This window comes from Lysobacter antibioticus (genome assembly GCF_001442535.1).
Taxonomy (GTDB): domain Bacteria; phylum Pseudomonadota; class Gammaproteobacteria; order Xanthomonadales; family Xanthomonadaceae; genus Lysobacter; species Lysobacter antibioticus.
In genome coordinates this window covers 4,601,636-4,620,157 of sequence record NZ_CP013141.1, presented here as the reverse complement: position 1 = coordinate 4,620,157, position 18,522 = coordinate 4,601,636, and the positions used below count along the sequence as shown (strand labels likewise).

Annotated in this window: 14 protein-coding genes, 1 tRNA gene and 2 pseudogenes; 12 read left to right on the top strand and 5 right to left on the bottom strand. The window is 66.5% G+C overall.

The features are described from left to right. Positions 1-26: 26 nt before the first annotated feature. The 3 genes from GLA29479_RS18840 to GLA29479_RS18830 all read left to right on the top strand — a co-directional run bounded on the left by GLA29479_RS18840 (position 27) and on the right by GLA29479_RS18830 (position 912). On the top strand, positions 27-329 hold the full coding sequence (locus tag GLA29479_RS18840) for an integration host factor subunit alpha (RefSeq protein ID WP_031370383.1): 303 nt from the start codon (positions 27-29) through the stop codon (positions 327-329). Further along, positions 322-678, top strand: a complete 357-nt coding sequence (locus tag GLA29479_RS18835) for a MerR family transcriptional regulator (RefSeq protein ID WP_031370382.1) — start codon at positions 322-324, stop codon at positions 676-678. The genes GLA29479_RS18840 and GLA29479_RS18835 overlap by 8 nt, the downstream gene beginning before the upstream one ends. A gap of 157 nt (positions 679-835) precedes the next feature. After that, a tRNA-Pro gene (locus GLA29479_RS18830) sits at positions 836-912 on the top strand. A gap of 182 nt (positions 913-1,094) precedes the next feature. Here the strand turns inward: GLA29479_RS18830 and GLA29479_RS26165 are convergent. Continuing rightward, the gene (locus GLA29479_RS26165; protein ID WP_425599988.1) at positions 1,095-1,484 is read right to left on the bottom strand and encodes a substrate-binding domain-containing protein; all 390 of its coding nucleotides are present in this window, start codon (positions 1,482-1,484) and stop codon (positions 1,095-1,097) included. Then, positions 1,388-1,672, bottom strand: a pseudogene (locus GLA29479_RS26160) (LacI family DNA-binding transcriptional regulator); the annotation flags it as partial. The pseudogene GLA29479_RS26160 and the gene GLA29479_RS26165, both read right to left, overlap by 97 nt. A gap of 499 nt (positions 1,673-2,171) precedes the next feature. Between GLA29479_RS26160 and GLA29479_RS18820 the strand changes: the two are divergent. The 6 genes and pseudogenes from GLA29479_RS18820 (at position 2,172) to GLA29479_RS18795 (ending at position 12,237) form a co-directional block, all read left to right on the top strand. Next, entirely contained in the window at positions 2,172-4,916 is a 2,745-nt protein-coding gene (locus GLA29479_RS18820) for a TonB-dependent receptor (protein WP_057972494.1), read from the top strand. Between the two features lie 32 nt (positions 4,917-4,948). Beyond that, positions 4,949-7,009: a glycoside hydrolase family 97 protein gene (locus GLA29479_RS18815; RefSeq protein WP_057973269.1), complete on the top strand. Its 2,061-nt coding sequence runs from the start codon at positions 4,949-4,951 to the stop codon at positions 7,007-7,009. Further along, complete coding sequence (gene glk / locus GLA29479_RS18810; RefSeq protein WP_057972493.1) at positions 7,009-8,019, top strand: glucokinase; 1,011 nt, start codon at positions 7,009-7,011, stop codon at positions 8,017-8,019. Before GLA29479_RS18815 ends, glk begins: the two co-directional genes overlap by 1 nt. 82 nt (positions 8,020-8,101) lie before the next feature. After that, positions 8,102-8,842: pseudogene (locus GLA29479_RS18805) on the top strand (YoaK family protein); the annotation flags it as partial. Between the two features lie 126 nt (positions 8,843-8,968). Continuing rightward, the gene (locus GLA29479_RS18800) at positions 8,969-9,685 is read left to right on the top strand and encodes a TetR/AcrR family transcriptional regulator (RefSeq protein ID WP_082638807.1); all 717 of its coding nucleotides are present in this window, start codon (positions 8,969-8,971) and stop codon (positions 9,683-9,685) included. Continuing rightward, entirely contained in the window at positions 9,682-12,237 is a 2,556-nt protein-coding gene (locus GLA29479_RS18795; protein WP_057972491.1) for a PEP/pyruvate-binding domain-containing protein, read from the top strand. The genes GLA29479_RS18800 and GLA29479_RS18795 overlap by 4 nt, the downstream gene beginning before the upstream one ends. Positions 12,238-12,262: 25 nt before the next feature. Here GLA29479_RS18795 and GLA29479_RS18790 read toward each other — a convergent pair whose 3' ends face one another. Next, positions 12,263-13,261, bottom strand: coding sequence for a TraB/GumN family protein (locus tag GLA29479_RS18790; RefSeq protein WP_057972490.1), 999 nt, complete (start codon positions 13,259-13,261; stop codon positions 12,263-12,265). Positions 13,262-13,587: 326 nt separating this feature from the next. Between GLA29479_RS18790 and GLA29479_RS18785 the strand changes: the two genes are divergently transcribed. Genes GLA29479_RS18785 through GLA29479_RS23890 form a run of 3 tightly spaced genes read left to right on the top strand, consistent with a single transcriptional unit; the run spans position 13,588 to position 15,866 of the window. Beyond that, a complete protein-coding gene (locus GLA29479_RS18785) occupies positions 13,588-13,938 on the top strand; it encodes a hypothetical protein (RefSeq protein ID WP_211265003.1) in 351 nt (116 codons plus the stop codon). A gap of 10 nt (positions 13,939-13,948) precedes the next feature. Continuing rightward, entirely contained in the window at positions 13,949-15,523 is a 1,575-nt protein-coding gene (locus tag GLA29479_RS18780; RefSeq protein ID WP_057972489.1) for a PepSY-associated TM helix domain-containing protein, read from the top strand. A 10-nt stretch (positions 15,524-15,533) separates the two neighbouring features. Next, on the top strand, positions 15,534-15,866 hold the full coding sequence (locus GLA29479_RS23890) for a DUF3325 domain-containing protein (RefSeq protein WP_169795696.1): 333 nt from the start codon (positions 15,534-15,536) through the stop codon (positions 15,864-15,866). Here GLA29479_RS23890 and GLA29479_RS24795 read toward each other — a convergent pair. Both GLA29479_RS24795 and dxs read right to left on the bottom strand, forming a co-directional pair. Beyond that, entirely contained in the window at positions 15,829-16,479 is a 651-nt protein-coding gene (locus tag GLA29479_RS24795) for a hypothetical protein (protein WP_144436613.1), read from the bottom strand. The genes GLA29479_RS23890 and GLA29479_RS24795 overlap by 38 nt on opposite strands. Next, positions 16,476-18,383 (bottom strand): 1-deoxy-D-xylulose-5-phosphate synthase, encoded by a 1,908-nt coding sequence (gene dxs / locus GLA29479_RS18770; protein WP_057972487.1) that lies wholly within the window; start codon positions 18,381-18,383, stop codon positions 16,476-16,478. Before dxs ends, GLA29479_RS24795 begins: the two co-directional genes overlap by 4 nt. Between the last annotated feature and the right edge of the window lie 139 nt (positions 18,384-18,522).

Sequence of the window (18,522 nt, the reverse complement as noted above, 5' to 3'; positions counted from 1 at the left end):
AGCCCGGGCGTCGCGCAGAGGACAAAATGGCACTAACGAAAGCGGAAATGGCGGAGCGGTTGTTCGACGAAGTCGGGCTGAACAAGCGCGAGGCCAAGGAGTTCGTCGACGCATTCTTCGATGCGTTGCGCGAGGCTCTGGAGCAGGGACGGCAGGTCAAGCTGTCGGGGTTCGGTAATTTCGATCTGCGCCGCAAGAACCAGCGGCCCGGTCGCAACCCGAAGACCGGCGAGGAGATCCCGATTTCGGCGCGTACGGTGGTGACCTTCCGTCCGGGCCAGAAACTGAAGGAACGCGTCGAAGCGTACAGCGGAGGCGAGCATGCTTGACCCGGGCAGCAACCGAGAACTTCCGCCGATCCCGGCGAAGCGCTACTTCACCATCGGTGAGGTCAGCGAGCTGTGCGACGTCAAGCCGCACGTGCTGCGTTACTGGGAGACCGAGTTTCCCACGCTCAATCCGGTCAAGCGCCGCGGCAACCGCCGCTACTATCAGCGCCACGAGGTGCTGATGGTGCGCCAGATCCGCGGCCTGCTGTACGAGCAGGGCTATACGATCGGCGGCGCGCGCCTGCGCCTGGAAGGCGACTCGGCGAAGGACGAATCGGCGCTGAGCTCGCAGATCGTCAAGCAAGTGCGCATGGAGCTGGAAGAAGTCCTGCAACTGCTGCGCCGCTGAAGGAGCGCCGGGATTCGGGCATCGGGAGTGGGGGATCGGACGCAGTACCGCGGTCCACCGATTCTCCACTCCCGATTCCCCATTGCCGGCGGCAACGGCTATACTTGCCGCCCGTTCGCGAGGACGGGTTTTACATGCAGCGGATCTAGCAACACGTCGGGGCGTAGCGCAGCCTGGTAGCGCATCTGCCTGGGGGGCAGAGGGTCGTCGGTTCAAATCCGGCCGTCCCGACCACTAGATTCGTATGACCGGTTGCCCCACCCGGGGCAGGCCGTCATCCATTCCAACGGAATGGACGCTGCCGATGTCCATCGGCGCTTAGGGCGAAGGCCTTTCCCAGACTCAAGACCGAACCCGCGGACGATACCTGGCCGGCGTATCCCTGCGTTTCGCGAAATGCATCGAGCCTGGCGTCGCTACGCGCCGCAGGATTCGCGCACGATCAGTTCGGTCGGCAGGCGCTCCGAGGTGGGTTCGTGTCCCTCGTGGGCCAACAGCGCTTTCGCGAACAATAGGCGGCCGGCCTTAACCGGGTCTTGGCGGGTGGTCGTGAGCGAGGCGGAGATCTCGACATCGTCGTAACCGACCACGGCCCCGTCTTCGGGAATGCGCAGGCCGTGGCGTGCCGGCGTGCGCATCGCGCCGGTCGAGCGCGCCGACGGCCGGGCGCGGCATACCGGGCAGGCTCGGCCAGGCCGATGATCATCGGGCGAGTTTCGCCATTCACGCGCGCGCCGCCATTCAAGGCGCGCGACACCGCCGAGATCGAAACGCCGGCCTCCTGGGCGATGTCTTCCTGTCGCAATTTCTCGTCCCCTGGCGCGGCATCGTCTGAGTGATTCAAGGGCGGAATCTCCGCAGCGGGTAGGGCAGCGCGGCGGTTCGGCGGCAGCGGTCGCAGTCCCGCGACTGTGCTGTACGGCGCCGACGATCGATGCAACGGGCCGGCCGCACACCGCCGCGCCGCCGGCGCCGATGCGTCCGACGGTCGCATTCGCGCGGCCGTCGGCGGCGTCAAAAGTGTGTGTCCGCGCAAGCTGGTTGTGCACTTGCAGCAATTCGCGGCCGCCTGCCGGCGGGCGCGGCCGTCCTTTGTCCGACAGCCTCTGGCCGTCGTAGCAGCGGATGCAACCGCGAGTGCACCCGCATCCGCCGCTGGTGCCCGGCCCCAACTCGACGCTCGCGCGAATTACCAGCCGGACCATGGCTGGAGTGCAAACGTTTGATTCGGAGGAAGAAACCAAGGGGCAGGCGAGGTTTCTGCAACGCGGTGCGGCTGCCCAAGCGCGGATCGATCTTGGCCAGTCTCGACCGTTGCGAATGCAATTTCATGGGTTCTCGTCGATCGGCGCATCAAGGTCAGGAATGTGCTTAGTTTTCAGGTGTTTTGTGATGAAACAGCACACTGGCTTTCGGCGATTGCATCACACAAATTTCCTGCACTAGTGTCCGATATGACAGCGCTGTCATATCGGCGGCGGGAGGCAACACCGATGAGCGAGACACCGAAGTTGGCGGCTTTGGCCGCAGCCTGCCTGTTGGGCATCGCATCCATGAGCCAGCGGGCGCACGCCCAGAACTCGCCGGTCGAAACCGCCGCCGGCAACGCGACCGAACCGACCGCGGTTCCGGACGTCACCGACCTGGACCGGATCGAAGTGGTCGGTATTCGCGGCAGCCTGGAGCGTTCGTCCGATCGCAAGAAGGAAGAAAAATCCATCAGCGACACGATCAGCGCCGAAGACGTCGGCAAGTTTCCCGACGCCAACATCGCCGATGCGCTGCAACGCGTGACCGGCGTGCAGATCATCCGCACCTCCGGCGGCGAAGGCCGTTTCGTTTCGATCCGCGGCTTGAACAGCCAGTTCAACCTGACCACTTTCAACGGCCGCGTCCTCGCCACCGACAACGCCGGTCGCGATTTCAGTTTCGACGTGATGCCTGCGGAAGCCTTGAGCCGGGTGACGGTCTACAAGTCGCCGACCGCATCGCAGATCGAAGGCAGCATCGGCGGACTGGTCGAGCTGTCGACTTTCGATCCGATGTCGCGGCCGGGACTGCACTTCAACGGCTCGTTCAGCGGTCTGTACGACGAGGCCTCGTCGGATACGACCCCGCGCCTGGGTTTCGTCGCCAGCGACACCTTCAAGGACAATACCGTCGGCGTCTTCGGCGGGCTGTACTACTACAAGCGCAAGTGGCGCTCGGACACGTTCGAGAGTTTCGCGCGCAGCACCGAGACCACCGACTCCAACGGCGACGGCGTGCGCAACGATCGGGTCGACGGACGCGGCGCGTTCCCGGGCATCGTTTCCTATCAAGTCAAGACCGGCGACCGCGAGCGCCTGAGCTGGGTCGGCGGGCTGACCTGGGAGCCGAACGATCGCCTGAAGAGCACCGTCGATGCGTTCTATTCGCGCTACGACACGCCCGAGACCAGTTACTCCTACAACGTCAATTTCTACAGCAACGACGGTTGGGGACGCTTCGCCAATGCGACCCTGGCGCCGTGGAACGGCGGCGGCGTTAATCGCTATCTGATCACTTCCTTCGATCTCGACAACACCCCGCTGGAGATCGGCACCGACAGCAAGGAGCGCAAGGTCGACCTGTACCAGGTGGGCTGGAACACCCGCTTCCATGCGACCGACAAGCTGACCGCCGTGTTCGATCTGGCCTATTCGGTCGCGGACCGCCCGAACAGCGGCAAGAGCTATTTCACCGTTGCCGGCGTCAATGGCGGACGCTATCACTACGAGGCGACCAGCCCGGTGCCGAGCGTGACTTGCGTACTGCCGGACGGGCGCAGCTGCCTGGACGTCAGCAACGACGAAATCGGCCTGCACTTCATGGAGCCGAAGGGCGAGTCGACCCGCGACGAGGCGTTCTCGACGCGCGTGGATCTGGACTACACCACTTACTTCGGTGATGTGATGGTGGTGTTGGAAGGCGGCTTGTTCTACTCGAGCCGGCAGAAGGACAAGCAGTACTACGCCTCGCCGAGCGGCTGCGGTTATTGCGGCTTCGGCGATACCCTCGGCGAAGCCGGCATCGACGCCGTCGTACCGTTCCCGGACGGCGGATACCGCGCCGGCCTGGTCGGCGGCCGCAACCGCTGGCCGGCCCTGGACGCGAACGCCTTGTTCGCGGCGGCGATCAAACTGCGCGGGCAGGATTACTTCAACGCAACCATCGCCCCGCGCTTGCAGCAGCGTTCGTCGTCGCTGATCGAAGAAGATCAGTACGGCGCCTATCTGCAGGCCAATTTCAGCGGCGAGCGTTGGGACGGCAACGTCGGCGTGCGTTATGTGCGCACCGACCTGGTCTCGAAGGGGCATACTCAGGAGCTGCTGGCCTTGATGCCGATCCCGAACAGCACCAACTACACGCCGACCTTCTCGGACGTGCACCCGGTGGACGTCGACCACAACTACGACGACTGGCTGCCGTCGGCCAATTTCACTTATCGTTTCAACGACCGCCTGCAACTGCGCGCCGCCGCCTCCCGTGCCATCACCCGGCCGACCTTCCTGCAACTCGGCGTCGACGTGAACTACGAGATCAGCAGCTATCCGCCGCGGGTGACCCGCAACGGCAACCCGACGCTGGAAGCGATCCGCTCCGATGCTTTCGACCTCTCGTTGGAGTGGTACGGCGACGAGGGCGCGGCGGCTTCGGTCGCGGCGTTCTACAAGAACATCGACGGCTTCATCACCTCCGGCCTGTTCCCGGAGACGATCCTGGGCCAGACCTTCCAGGTGACCGCGCCGCTCAACGGCGACACGGCCAAGCTCAAGGGCCTGGAAGCGGCCTACCAATACATGTTTCCCAGCGGTTTCGGCGGGCAGATCAACTACACCTACGTCGACAGCAAGGCCGAGGTGACGATCAACGGCGCGCGCAAGACCACCACGCTCGACGGCGTGTCGAGGAACACCCTCAACCTGCAGGCCATCTACGAGAAGGGGCCGATAGCGGCGCGGCTGTCGTACTCGTACCGCGACAAGTACGTCGCCTGCTCGGTGTGCGGGCCGGTCAACACCCCGGCGACCACCGCCGCCTCGGGCTTCCTGGACTTCAGCGGCAGCTATCAGTTCAATGATGCGGTCACCGCCTTTCTGCAGATCTACAACATTACCGAGGAAGAAGAGCATACCTACGCGATGGACAAGCGCTTCACCACCTTCTACGAGCCCTATGCGCGGCGTTTCGAGCTGGGCGTGCGAGTGGCCTTTTGACCGTCGAACGGAGTCTTTCCCCGATGAAAACCATGTTCGTTTCATTCCGGCGGCAGCGCTGCGCGATGGCGGCAGCGCTGTCGCTGTGGGCACTGTTCCTGGCGCCTTTCGAGCCCGCGCGCGCAGCGACCGTCGCCGAGGCGCAATCGCCCGACGGCAGTCTGCGGGTCAGTGTCGTCGTCGAAGACGAGGGCAAACTCAGTTATCGCGTCGACCGCAAAGGAGTCGCGTTGATCGCCGACTCGCGTCTGGGCATGTTGCTCGGCAACGGGCGTCTGGAGCGCAACCTCGCCTTCGTGAGTAAAAGCACGAGTCCGCACGACGACACCTGGGAGCAGCCCTGGGGCGAGCGCCAGTTCGTGCGCAACCGCTACAACGAACTGCGCGTGGCGATCGGCGAGACCCTGGGGGCGAAACGCAGGTTCGATGTGGTCTTCCGCCTGTACGAGGACGGCCTCGGGTTCCGTTACGAGTTCCCCGAGCAGGGGCCGGAGCCGGTCGTGATCGAGGAAGAGCTGACCGAGTTCAATCTGGCCCATGAAGGCACGGCCTGGTGGATCCCGGCGGGCGAATGGAATCGCGAGGAGTACCTGTATCACCGCACGCCCATCGAGGCGATCGGCTTCGCCCAGACCCCGGTCACGGCGAAGTTGGCCGACGGGACCCATGTCTCGATCCACGAGGCGGCCCTGGTCGACTACTCGGGCATGAACCTGGTGCGGGTGGACGGCCGCCGGCTCAAAAGCGTGCTGACACCGGGCGAGGGCGTGGGCAAGGTCGTTCGCCTGGCCCCGTTCCATACGCCGTGGCGTACGGTCCAAGTGGCCGACGATGCCAGTGGCCTGGCGATGTCGAGTCTGATCCTCAACCTCAACGAGCCGAACAAGCTTGGCGACGTGTCCTGGTTCAAGCCGATGAAGTACGCCGGGGTCTGGTGGGAGATGCATCTGGACAGCAAGACCTGGTCCTCCGGGCCGCGGCATGGCGCGACCAACGAGAACGTGATTCGCCATATCGATTTCGCCGCGAAGAACGGCTTCAAGGGCGTGCTGGTGGAAGGTTGGAACCTGGGCTGGGACGGGCACTGGTTCGGCGACGGCGGCGAGTTCGATTTCACCCGTTCCTACCCCGACTTCGATCTGCCCAAGCTCAGCGCGTACGCGAAGTCCAAGGGCGTGCAGTTGATCGGCCATCATGAAACCGCCGGCAACGTCGCCCGTTACGAATCGCAATTGGATGCGGCACTGGCCTTGTATCAGCGTATGGGCGTGAACGCGGTCAAGACCGGCTATGTAGCCGATGCCGGCGATATCCAGCTCCGCGGCGCCGACGGCAAGCTGCGTCGCGCCTGGCACGAAGGCCAGGACATGGCGCGCCATCATCTGAAGGTCGTATCGGAAGCGGCCAAGCACCATATCGCGATCAACGCGCACGAACCGATCAAGAGCACCGGCCTGCGCAGGACTTACCCGAACTGGATTTCCAACGAGGGCGCGCGCGGCATGGAGTACAACGCCTGGGGCAAGCCGCCGAATCCCCCCGAGCACGAGGCCAATCTGGTGTTCACCCGCTTGCTCGCCGGGCCGATGGATTTCACCCCGGGCATCCTCAGCCTGAGCGGCGCCAAGGGCATGCCGATTCAGAGCACCCTGGCCAAGCAACTGGCGCTGTACGTCGTGCTGTACAGCCCGATTCAGATGGTGCCGGACCTGCCCGAGCACTACGAGCGCTATCCGGACGCGTTCCAGTTCATCAAGGACGTGGCGGTGGATTGGTCGGATACGCGTGTGCTCAACGGCGAAGTCGGCGATTACGCGACCGTGGCGCGCAAGCAGCGCGGCGGCGACGACTGGTTTCTCGGCAGCATTTCCGACGAGAACGCACGCACCTTGAAGGTGCCGCTCGATTTCCTCGATGCCGGCAAGACCTATCGCGCCGAGATCTACCGCGACGGCGCCGATGCCCACTGGAAGGACGAGCGCTTTTCGTTCGCGCGCGAGAGCAGGGACGTGCGTCGGGGCGAGGTGCTGTCGATCCGCTTGGCGCCGGGCGGCGGGCAGGCCATCCGTTTCACTCCGGTCGACGGACGCTGATGGCCATGAATATCCTGCTGGCCGATGTCGGCGGAACCAATGCGCGCTTCGCGCTGTGCGATGCGGACCGGTCGACGGCGGTCCGGCTCGACAGCGTGCGTGAGTACGCGGTCGTCGATTTCCCTTCGCTCGGCCATGCGGCCCAGCACTATCTGGCGCAAGTCGAGGCGAGCGCCGGTAGCGGCGTGTTCGCGGTCGCCGGCCGCGTCGCCGGGCAGGAGGCGCGCATCACCAACCATCCCTGGGTGATTTCCACCGAACGCACCCGGGCGATGCTGAACTTCGAGCGTTTGTCGTTGATCAACGATTTCACCGCGCAGGCGATGGCGATCGGACTGTACCAGCCCGACGACGCGGTCAGCATCGGCGGCGCCGATTGGCAGCCCGACGACCTGCGACAGGCGCGCAACTACGCCGTGCTCGGGCCGGGCACCGGGCTCGGCGTGGGCGGGTTGATCGTCCGCGACGGATGCTGTCACCCGCTCGAGACCGAAGGCGGCCACATCAGCTTCGCGCCGGGAACGCCGGAGGAAATCCAGATCCTCAAATACCTGTCGAAGGAGTTCGGCCGGGTGTCGAACGAAAGACTGATCTCGGGCCCGGGCCTGGTCAACATCCATCGCGCCTTGAGCCAGATCGCCCAGACCGATCCCGGTCGGCTGCAGCCGTGCGACATCACCGCGATGGCGGCCGAGGGCGATGCGCGTTGTCTGCGCGCAATCGACATCTTCTGTGCGGCGTTCGGCGCCGTCGCCGGCGACCTGGTGCTGACCTTGGGCGCCTGGGACGGCGTGTTCCTGGCTGGAGGGCTGGTGCCGAAGATGCTGCACTCGTTGCAATGCTCCGGGTTCCGCCAACGCTTCGAGCACAAGGGACGCTTCTCGCCGGTCATGGCGGCCGTGCCGGTGCTGGCGGTCACCCACCCGCATGCGGGCTTGCTCGGTGCGGCGAGCTACGCCCGCCATGCGCTGGCGGCGCAACTGCCGGACGAGTACCAGGCGGCCGGCTAGCTACGCTTGCGCGCCGCCGCGCCGCGCGCAAGCGATAATGCAGGCCGTCGCGATTCGCCGGCGCGGTTGTGCAGAGGGCCGAATGCCTATCGCTTATCTCCGTAACCTGACCGCCAAGGAGCGCCTCCCGGGCGCCGACCGTCACCTCGCGTACTACCTCGCCTTCGTTGCCGGCGCGGTCAACGCCGGCGGTTTCCTCGCGGTGAAGCAATACACCTCGCACATGTCCGGCATTTTGTCGGCGATGGCCGACGACCTCGCGCTCGGCAGTCTGGGCCTGGTGCTCGACGGTCTTGGCGCGTTGCTGTCTTTCGTCGCCGGCGCCGCTTGTTCGGCGATCCTGATCAATTGGGGACGCCGCCGTCGGCTGCACAGCGAGTTCGCCCTGCCGTTGTTGATCGAGGCCGGCCTCTTGCTTGCGTTCGGTCTGTTGGGCGGCAACCTGCAAGGACGGCAATTGTTGTTCGTGTCGGTCACGGTGATGGTGCTGTGTTTCATCATGGGCCTGCAGAACGCCATGATCACCAAGTTGTCGCGCGCGGAAATCCGCACGACCCACGTCACCGGCATGATCACCGACCTCGGCATCGAGCTGGGCAAGTTCCTGTATTGGAACCGCACCCCGGACAGCGAAAGCGTCCCTCGAGTGACGGCGAATCCTCGCAAGCTCAGGACCCTGGCCATTCTGGTCGCCGCGTTCTTCGTCGGCGGCGTGATCGGGGCGGTCGGGTTCAGCCGGATCGGTTTCAGCGCCACGATCCCGCTCGCTGTCCTGTTGATGACCTTGGCTCTGGTGCCAGTGCTGGACGATATGCGCTCGCGCTCCTGAGCGAGGCGTTCGCTGTCGGCGGCCTGGGGGCGGGTGGGATCGGCGGGGAGGGCGCAAAGCACTTGCCACTAAAATTGAACGATGTATAAAATTGATCTTGGTCCACCAAGGCAAAAGCTCATGCCGGTTCCCAGATCGCAGTCCAAGCCCCAGCCCCAGCCCCAGCCCCAGCCCCAGCCCCAGCCCCAGCCCCAGCCGGCCCCCGAGGCCGGCCGCCGCGAGCGCAAGCGCAACCAGACGCTCGACCATCTCGCCGCGACCGCGTTCGGGTTGTTCGAGGCGCGTGGCTTCGAGGCGGTGACGATGGAGCAGATCGCCGAGGCCGCCGACGTGGCGAAGGGCACGCTCTACAACCACTTTCCGGTCAAGGAGGCCTTGCTGGCGCATCAGTTCCATGGCGAGCTGGCCTCGGCCATGGGCGCCATGAAGGGGCGGGGCGCCAGCCTCGGCGAGCCCGCCGGCTTCGTTTCGGGCCTGTCGCGCTGGCTGGAGGCCTCGGCGCAGTGGTACCAGGGGCGACGCGCGTATCTGCCGCACTACCTGCGCTTCCGTTTCCGGCAGGTCGACGCCGCGGCGCGTGCGCGCGACGACGATGGCGAACGCAGCGGCATGGAGCGTTTGTTCGAGGCCTTGATCGCCGCCGGGCAGGGCAGCGGCGAACTGCGCGACGACCTGTCGCCGGCGCATCTGGCGAGCTTGTTGCAGCATCTGCATCTCGCCGCGCTGATGCGCTGGCTGGCTAGCGCGGACGGCGATCTGGAAAACGAATTCGCCGCGATCGTCGATGTCTTCGTGCATGGCGCGAGCCGCCCGGTCGGCTCGCGGAAGCCGCGATGAGCGCCTCGTTGCTGGACTGGCCGGCCGCGGCCGAGGCCGGGCCTGCGCAGGCCGGCGGCAAGGCTTGGCAACTCGGCCGGATGGCGAAGCTGGGATTGCCGGTGCCGGACGGGCTGGTGATCGCCGCCACGGCCAGCCGCGAACGGGCCGCCGACGGCTCGGTGCCGCCGGAGCTGCTGGCACGCATCCTCGATGAATTGCACACCCGCGGTTGGAGCGAACGTCCGCTTGCGGTGCGTTCGTCGGCGCCGCAGGAGGATTCGGCGCGCGCTTCGTTCGCCGGCCTGCATCGTTCCTGCCTCAACGTCCGGGGTGCGCAGGCGCTCGCCGCCGCGATCGTCTCGGTGTGGGATTCGGCGCGCGAGCCCGCGGCGGTCGCTTATCGCGAACGTTTCGGCTTCGCGGCCGACGACACGGCGATGGCGGTGGTGATCATGCCGCTGTTGCCGGCGGTCGCTTCCGGCGTGGTGTTCACCTGCGACCCGCTGTCCGGCCGCGACGACCGTGTGCTGATCAATGCGCATTGGGGGCTCGGCGAAGCCCTGGTCGGCGGCCATGCCGACGTCGACGAGTACCGCCTGCAAGTGCGGCGCATCGACGACGGCCTGGAGCTGATCGAGCAACGCGTCGGCGCCAAGCGCCAACAGTCGCGCGAACGCGCCGACGGCGGCACGGAATTGTCCGAGACCCCGCGCGAGTTGGCGCAACGCGCGGTGCTGACCCCGGCGGGCGCGGTGGAGATCGCCGCGCTCGCGCGCGACGCCGCGGTTGCGCTCGATTTCGCCCGGCCGCGCTTCGATGTCGAATGGGTCTGGGACGGCGAACGTTTCTGGATCGTGCAGGCACGACCGGTCACGGCGAGCGCGCGCCATACCTATCCGGCGCTGTCGCAACAACCGAGCCTGTGGACGCGCGGCAACACCAAGGAAATCCTGCCCGAGCCGCTGTCGGCGATGGACTGGTCGCTGTACGCGATCGCCGCGGACCGCATGCTGACGCTCGGTTACGAACTCGGCGGCTATCGGGTATTGCCCGGCGTCGCCCACGCCAGCCTGCATCACGGCCGGGTCTATCTGGAGGCGTCGTTGATCCAATGGGAGGGGCATGACGCTTACGGCATCGCGCCGGCGGCGATCAACGCCTTGCTCGGCGGCAGCCAGGGGACGATCGCGGTGCCGGCGCCGTCCTGGCGCGCACGTGCGCAACGCGGCGGACGTTTGTTGCGCTTCATGCGGCGCTCGCTGAAGAAACGCCGCCGCGCGGCGGCGGATCTGGCCCGTGCGCGCGAACAGGCGAGGGCCTGGCGCGAACAGGAATTGTCGCAGGGCAATCGCGGGCTCGCCGCGCTATTGCGCCAGCGGGTCGCGCAAGTGCGCGCATCGGACGAATTGTTCTTCCTGCAAGGTTCGGCGGGCGGCACCTTGACCACCCTCGTCGACCTGGTCGACAAACGTTGTCCCGGCGAGGGACAGGCGCTGACGGCGGCGTTGATGGCCGGCGGCGAGGCGAGCGTGACCGCGCAACAAGGCTACGACCTGATCGCGCTGGCGCAGGTCGCGGCGGGGGACGAAGCCGCATTGGCGTGGCTGCGCGGCGCCGGTCGCGACAGTGCGCAGTGGTCGGCGCAGTTGCCGCAGAGCAGCGCATTCCGTCGCGAATTTGCCGGCTTTCTCGAACGCTACGGCCACCGCGCGGTGGCCGAGAGTTATCTGCGCCAGCCGCGTTGGCGCGAGCAACCGGCCTATCTGCTCGATGTGGTGTCGTCCCTGGTCGGACGCGATGCGCAGGCCTTGCGTCAGCGCCAGCGCGAGATTTCGGCGCAGGCCTGGCAGCGCTTGAGCGCGTGCACACCGGCCTGGCTGCGGCCGCTGATCCGCCACCTGTTGCGCAGCGCCATCGTCGATTGCAACCAGCGCGAGGCCGCGCGCAGCGCCTTGATGGCGTACTTCGAGGCGATACGTCGTCTCGCGATGAAGCTGGGCGAACGCTTGTCCGGCGACGGCGGCTTCGCCCAGGCCGATGAAGTCTTCGATCTGACCGCCGAGGAGCTGTGTGCCGTTGCCGAAGGCCGGCTCGGCCTGCGTCATGCCAAAGCCCGCGCCGACGAGCGTCGTGCGATGCGCCTGCACTGGGCGGCGACGGCCGAACCCGAGGTGGTGATCGAACACGGCGAACTCGCCGCCGTCGCTGCGGCGAGCGCGGCGACCGCGACGCAGGATGCGCACGGGACGTTCTGGTCGGGCACGCCGATCGGCGCCGGGCGCGCGCATGGGCGGGCGCGCATCGTGCGCGACCCGCGCGAGGCGGCCGCGCTCGAGACCGGCGATGTATTGATCGCGCCGAGCACCGACCCGGCGTGGACGCCGCTGTTCCTCAGGGCCGGCGCGCTGGTGATGGAGACCGGCGGCTATCTGTCCCACGGCGCCATCGTCGCGCGCGAGTTCGGTATTCCGGCGGTGGCGAATTTGCCCGGCATCCTGGGCGAGCTGAGCGATGGCGAGCGGATCGAAGTCGACGGCCACCGCGGCCGGGTGCGCCGCCTGCGCGATTGAACGCCACGCGGCGCGACGCCGCCGCTCAGGGGTCTTCGACGGTATAGCCCTGTTCGCGCAGGCGGTCGAGCAGGCCGCCGCGTTCGAGCAGGTCCGACACCGGCAAGGTCGCGAAGGTGCTGCGGTTCTTCGCCAGCGAGTCTTGCGCGCGTTCGAGCCAGGTCGCGGTGACGCGCTCGCGCAGATCGCCGAAACCCAGACGCTTGGCGACGCCGGTGGTGGCCAGGGCTTCCAGGCAGGTGCGGTATTGATCGCCCTGCGGCAGGGTGCGCAGGCTGGCGATGTCGCCGACTGCCCAGGCGTTGCCGCGTGCGCGCATCGACTCCAGGTCGCCCTCGATGCGCGACAAGGTCTTGGCGAAACACTCGCGGTCGTCGAGCGCGCTGGCCGAGAACTCCTTGAGCGCGGCCTTCGGATCTTCGATCTTGACCGTGACCCGGGCTTCGACGATCGGCACGTTATGTTGCTTCGCGGTCTTCTCGACCACCGGCTGGACCACGCCCTTGAGGGTCATCCCGGACTGGCCGATCGCCGCTTCGTAGAGTTCCTGCGCGGCGAAGATCGGCCGCCATTTCTCGACGCCGCCGTCGCGGCCGATGTAGCGCGCCTTGAGCGTCAACCAGCGCGCGTAAAGGTCGGCCGGGACGATTTCCCGCAAGGTCTTGCCGTCGGGATTCTTGCGCGCCTTGAGCGCGCTCGGGATCAGCATCATCGTGCGCAGCATGCCGAGCTCGGTGCCGAAGTTGACCGAGGGCGGGGCGATGATCTCCTCCGACTCTGCGATCGCCGCCTCGACGTCGCGCGACAACCAGGTCATGTCTTTCGGCAGTGGGCTCAACGTGCCGAGGATCCACAGCACGTGGCCGCCGCGCACGACCTTCCACATGCCGGGTCCGGGCTGTTCGCCGGTGACCACCAGGGTGTCGAGATCGCGTATGTCGCCGGCCGGCGGCGCGGCTTGCTGGGCGAGGGCGGCGGGTTGCAACAAAGCCAACAGCAGTACGGCAAAAAGGGCACGACGCATCCGTGACGCTCCTGAGCGGGGGATGGGACTCAGCGGAAGCCGGGATCGTAGCCGGTCCCGGGGTCGGACTGTGGGGCGAGTTGTGTCGGAGTTGTATTGGAATCGTATTGGGCTGGGCAGCGGCGCGCGACTGCGCCGGCCCGGCAAGGCCGAGCGACCGATTGGCGGGCGGCATGGGCGGCTCGAGACGCGATCCGGCCCGGTTTGCAAATGAGAACTATTGCCAATTAGACTGGCGGCTCGCCCCGTTACGAGCACGCTTCGAGCACGCTACGCAATCCATCCGGCCGGAGTGCCGCATGGAGCGGCCAGGCCATGATCCGCGTATGACAATGACCCAGACCCTCGCTCGCGCGGCCTCCGCGCCCATTCGCAAGCCGCGCCCGACCTTGTCGTGGCGTTATCGCGGCGAAGTCGCGGTGCGCGCGTTCGCCGCCGTGGTGATCGGCTACGCCGTGGCCTATGCCTCGACCGCCTTCCTGACCCTGGTGTTGCCGCTAGGCCGCAACGACCGGGTGGTCACCGCCAGCCTGCTGTGTTTCTTCGTCTGGTGCGGCGTCGCCATGTACGCCTTCGCCGCGCGCACGCCCTGGCGCGCGTGCTGGGCGCCGGCGCTGTGGGCGATCGCCCTGTACGGCATCGCCGCGCTGTTCCCCGAACTCGGTGCCCGACCGTGAGCCCGCGCGCATGAAAAAGACTTTCTCGCAGGCGATGGCCTGGTTGCACACCTGGGCCGGACTGGTGATCGGCTGGTTGCTGTTCGTGATCTTCGTCGGCGGCACCATCGCTTGTTTCGACAAAGAGCTCACCCATTGGATGCAGCCGGCGCTGCACGGCAAGACCCCGGTCGAGAACATCGACCTGGGCAAGACGGTCGAAGGCCTGCAGCGCATCGCCAAGCCGCACCCGCACGCCTATTACGTGACCCTGCCCAGCGAGCGTAGCCCGGCCCTGCAGTCGGCGGTGTACTACGACGCCGGCCCGCACGATGCGATCAACATCGACACCAGCACCGGCCAGGTCATACCGGAAACCGCCGGCGGCGAATTCTTCTTCACCCTGCACTACAACCTGCACTCGGAAACCTGGGGCATGTACATCGTCGGCATCGCCGGCATGTTCATGCTGATCGCGATCCTGACCGGCATCGTGATCCACAAGCGGATCTTCAAGGACTTCTTCACCTTCCGCCCCAACAGCGGCGGACAACGCGCCTGGCTCGACGGCCACAACCTGACCGGCGTGCTCGGCCTGCCGTTCCACCTGATGATCGCCTACACCGGCGTGGCGATCTTCGTCGCCAACTACATGCCGGCCGGACTGCTCGCCGCCTACGACGGCGATGTCGAGAAGTTCTACGTCGAAGCCAGCGACAGCTACGAGCGCCCGGAAACGCACCAGCCGCTGAAGTCGATCTATCCGATCGACAAGCTGATCGCCGACGCGCGCGAGCGCCTGGGCCAACCGATCTCCTGGGTCAGCGTGCACCACCCGGACGACACCAGCGCGACCATTTCCTTCGGCGGCGACCACAGCCGCGCGGTGGCGTGGAATTTCGATCAGGTGTTCTACGACGCCAACGACGGCAAGCTGCTGCACGAGTCGGGCGCGTTCAAGGCCGGCTACAAGACCTATACCTTCCTCGGCGGCCTGCACATGGCGCAGTGGGGCGGCAGCGCCTTGCGCTGGCTGTACTTCGTGCTCGGCCTGGCCGGCTGCGTGATGATCGCCAGCGGCATGCAGGTCTGGGTCAACAAGCGCGCGAAGAAAGTCGCCGAGGCCGGCGCCTGGTCGGGTTACGGCCTGGTGCAAGCGTTGAATCTCGGCGTCGTCGGAGGCATGCCGCTGGCGAGCTCGGCGATGCTGATCGCGAACCGCCTGATACCGGCAGCTACTCCGGAACGTGCGAGCTGGGAAATCGGCGTGTTCTGCGCGGTGTGGATCCTGGCCTCGCTGTACGCCGCGATCCCGGCAGTGCGTACGCGCGGCTGGGGCCACTTCTTTGCTCTCAACGCTGTCGCCTGCGGGTCGATTCCGCTGGTCAACCTGGCGACGGCGCCGCAAAGCCATCTGTTCGCGACGATCGCGCGCGGCGACTGGGCCCTGGCCGGCGTCGATCTGACCGCGCTGGCCTTGTGCGTCGGTTTCGCTTGGCTCGCGCGGCATGCGTTCGCCAAGGCGGGTCTGCCGGCGCCGGCGCGTCGCGGCCGCGCGGCGCACCGCGATGCCGCGGTCGACGAAACGGCCGTGGCCGATCACTGAGGAGCGGCGCATGCTGTGGTTGGGTTTCAGTCTCGGTATCGCGGCCTGGTGTCTGCTCAGTCTTGGACTGGAGAAACATCACCGGCAGTTGTTCGCGCGCGCATTCGACCCGCGCCGCGGTCGTTGGCTGCGCGCGGCCGGTTGGCTTCTGCTCGTGCTCGATTTCGCCCTGTTCGTCGAAGGCTGGGGCTGGTCGCAAGGGCCGGTGTTCTGGTGCGCTGCGCTGATGCTGTCGGCGCTGGCCTGGACCTTGTTGATGACGCTCGCGCCGCGCGCGAGCACCCGGGTCGCGATCGCCACCGTGGTCAGCGCGCTGGTGCTGATGCCGGTGTGGATGGGGTAGGGCGAGTCACCAGCGACTCCGTCGGAGCTGGCGTCACGACGGTAAAGACAGGGCAGGGGGCGCCGTACCAATCTTGCTTCGGAACATAGAGTTCGAACGAAGGTCCGTTTACGACGACGTTGTAAACACGATCTTTCAAACGAGGTGTGCCTGGGTAGCGCCTCGGCTTCGGAAAATCGATCTTGAAAAGCGTCGGTGCTTTGCCGAGCTCCGTCGTGTCTTCGTGCATGAAACTGCGTCGCAGGTCGAGGCGCCCCGAAATCGATTTTCCGGCAGGAATGGGCACCGCCCCGTATCGATCCGCAATGGCCGCGAACTCCTTCAACGGTATGGCGGGACGTCCTCTCGGCGTTTCGTATCCCTCGATACGAAGGTGGCGATGTTCTTCATGCCAAGGCAGACTCATTCTCAGCAAGTTGACTTCGGACTTGCCCGGATTGGTCAGGGTAATCTGCAGCTCGAAAGGCGCATCGCAGGAATGGGATACGCGCGCAATCAGGTGGTCGTAGTCCGAAACGGCGGCCATGGCCGAAAAGCTGCATGCCAAGATGCAGCTCCCCAGCAGCAGGCGCGTTGCGATATGCCCCGACGCAACCTGCATCCGGTCGATCACCCGATCGCCGTTTGGACCGGCGCGGCGGTGACCTGCGGCCAACGGCGCAGGACCGAGGCGCGGATCGACGCGGCATCGAGGCCGGCTTCGGCGAGCAGTTGCTCGCGGCTGGCGTGGTGCTGGAACTCGTCGGGCAGACCCAGGTGCAAGATCGGCAGGACGATGCCCTCGGCCGCGAGCAACTCGGCCACGCCGCTGCCGGCGCCGCCGGCGACGACGTTGTCCTCGAGGGTGACGAAGCCTTCGTGGGTCTGGGCCAGTTCCAGGATCAGTGCGCGGTCGAGCGGCTTGACGAAGCGCATGTTGACCACGGTCAGGCCGAGTTCGGCGGCGACCTGTTCGGCCGCCGGCACGATCGCGCCGAACGCGAGCAGGGCGATGTGCGAGCCGTTGCGGCGCAGCTCGGCCTTGCCGATCGGCAAGGTGTCGAGGGTCGGCTGGATCGCCACGCCGGGGCCGGTGCCGCGCGGATAACGCACCGCCGCCGGGCCTTCGTAGCGATGGCCGGTGCTGAGCATCTTGCGGCACTCGTCTTCGTCCGCCGGCGCCATCACCACCATGTTCGGTACGCAGCGCAGGTAGGACAGGTCGAGGTTGCCGGCGTGGGTCGCACCGTCCGGCCCGACCACGCCGCCGCGATCGATCGCGAACAGCACGTCGAGGTTCTGGATGGCGACGTCGTGCACGAGCTGGTCGTAGCCGCGCTGCAGGAAGGTGGAGTAGATCGCCACCACCGGTTTGGCGCCTTCGCAGGCCATGCCGGCGGCCAGCGTCACCGCGTGCTGTTCGGCGATGGCGACGTCGAAGTAACGCTTCGGGTATTCCTTGCTGAAGCGCACCAGGCCGGAGCCTTCGCGCATTGCCGGAGTGATGCCGAGCAGGCGTTCGTCGGCGGCGGCCATATCGCACAGCCACTCGCTGAAAATATCGGTGTAGCTCGGCTTCTTGGCGCCGGGCTTGCTGATCAGGCCCTTTTCGGGATCGAACGGGCCGACCGCGTGATAGCCGATCTGGTCGTCCTCGGCGAGTTCGTAGCCCTTGCCCTTGGTGGTGATGATGTGGAGCAGCTGCGGGCCCTTGAGGCCCTTGAGCGTCTTCATCGCGTGCAGCAGCGCGGGCAGGTCGTGGCCGTCGATCGGGCCGGTGTAGTGGAAGCCGACTTCCTCGAAGAAGGTCGAGGGCACGAACATGCCCTTCCAGTGCTCTTCCCAGCGGCGCACGAACTTCGCCGCCGGCTTGCGCTTGTCGCCGAGCAGCTTCTTGCCGCCTTCGCGGATCGCGTTGAGGGTGCGGCTGCTGGTGAGGCGGCCGAGCATCTTGGTGACGCCGCCGACGTTTTCGGAGATCGACATCTGGTTGTCGTTGAGGATCACCAGCATGTTCGGCTCGGGGTCCTCCAGGCCGCCGGCGTGGGCGAGCGCCTCGAAAGCCATGCCGGCGGTCATCGCACCGTCGCCGATCACCGCCACGACCTTGCGCTCGTCGCCGGCGTGCTGCAGCGCGAGCGCCATGCCGAGCGCGGCCGAGATCGAAGTCGAACTGTGGCCGACGCCGAAGGTGTCGTAGTCGGATTCGTCACGCTTCGGAAACGGCGCCACGCCATCCTTCTGCTTGACGGTGTGGATCTCATCGCGACGGCCGGTGAGGATCTTGTGCGGGTAGCACTGGTGACCGACGTCCCACACCAGTCGGTCGACCGGGGTTTCGTACAGCCAGTGCAAGGCCACGGTGAGCTCGATCACGCCGAGCCCGGCGCCGAAATGGCCGCCCACCAACGCGACTTGTTCGATCAGGTAGGCGCGCAGTTCCTCGGCGATCGCCGGGAGCTCCTCTTCGGGGAACCGGCGCAGGTCGGCGGGGACCTGAATACGGGAAAGACGGGGGTAGCGCTGCGAATCGATCATTACGACCATCTGTCTTCAGCTAGTCGGTCATTGTCCCGCCCCCGCGTGAGGCGAGCAAGAAGTCCGACCGCTTCATGTTCAGACAGCCCGGCACGGCAAGGCGCCGTGCCCGGGAAAAACCGGAGGCCGCGGCGGATCG

Bases quoted from the DNA above. Each gene is read 5' to 3' on its own strand.
- GLA29479_RS18840 (WP_031370383.1), top strand. From the start codon at position 27: ATGGCACTAACGAAAGCGGAAATGGCGGAGCGGTTGTTCGACGAAGTC.
- GLA29479_RS18835 (WP_031370382.1), top strand. From the start codon at position 322: ATGCTTGACCCGGGCAGCAACCGAGAACTTCCGCCGATCCCGGCGAAG.
- GLA29479_RS18820 (WP_057972494.1), top strand. From the start codon at position 2,172: ATGAGCGAGACACCGAAGTTGGCGGCTTTGGCCGCAGCCTGCCTGTTG.
- GLA29479_RS18815 (WP_057973269.1), top strand. From the start codon at position 4,949: ATGTTCGTTTCATTCCGGCGGCAGCGCTGCGCGATGGCGGCAGCGCTG.
- glk (WP_057972493.1), top strand. From the start codon at position 7,009: ATGGCCATGAATATCCTGCTGGCCGATGTCGGCGGAACCAATGCGCGC.
- GLA29479_RS18800 (WP_082638807.1), top strand. From the start codon at position 8,969: ATGCCGGTTCCCAGATCGCAGTCCAAGCCCCAGCCCCAGCCCCAGCCC.
- GLA29479_RS18795 (WP_057972491.1), top strand. From the start codon at position 9,682: ATGAGCGCCTCGTTGCTGGACTGGCCGGCCGCGGCCGAGGCCGGGCCT.
- GLA29479_RS18790 (WP_057972490.1), bottom strand. From the start codon at position 13,261: ATGCGTCGTGCCCTTTTTGCCGTACTGCTGTTGGCTTTGTTGCAACCC.
- GLA29479_RS18785 (WP_211265003.1), top strand. From the start codon at position 13,588: ATGACAATGACCCAGACCCTCGCTCGCGCGGCCTCCGCGCCCATTCGC.
- GLA29479_RS18780 (WP_057972489.1), top strand. From the start codon at position 13,949: ATGAAAAAGACTTTCTCGCAGGCGATGGCCTGGTTGCACACCTGGGCC.
- GLA29479_RS23890 (WP_169795696.1), top strand. From the start codon at position 15,534: ATGCTGTGGTTGGGTTTCAGTCTCGGTATCGCGGCCTGGTGTCTGCTC.
- dxs (WP_057972487.1), bottom strand. From the start codon at position 18,383: ATGATCGATTCGCAGCGCTACCCCCGTCTTTCCCGTATTCAGGTCCCC.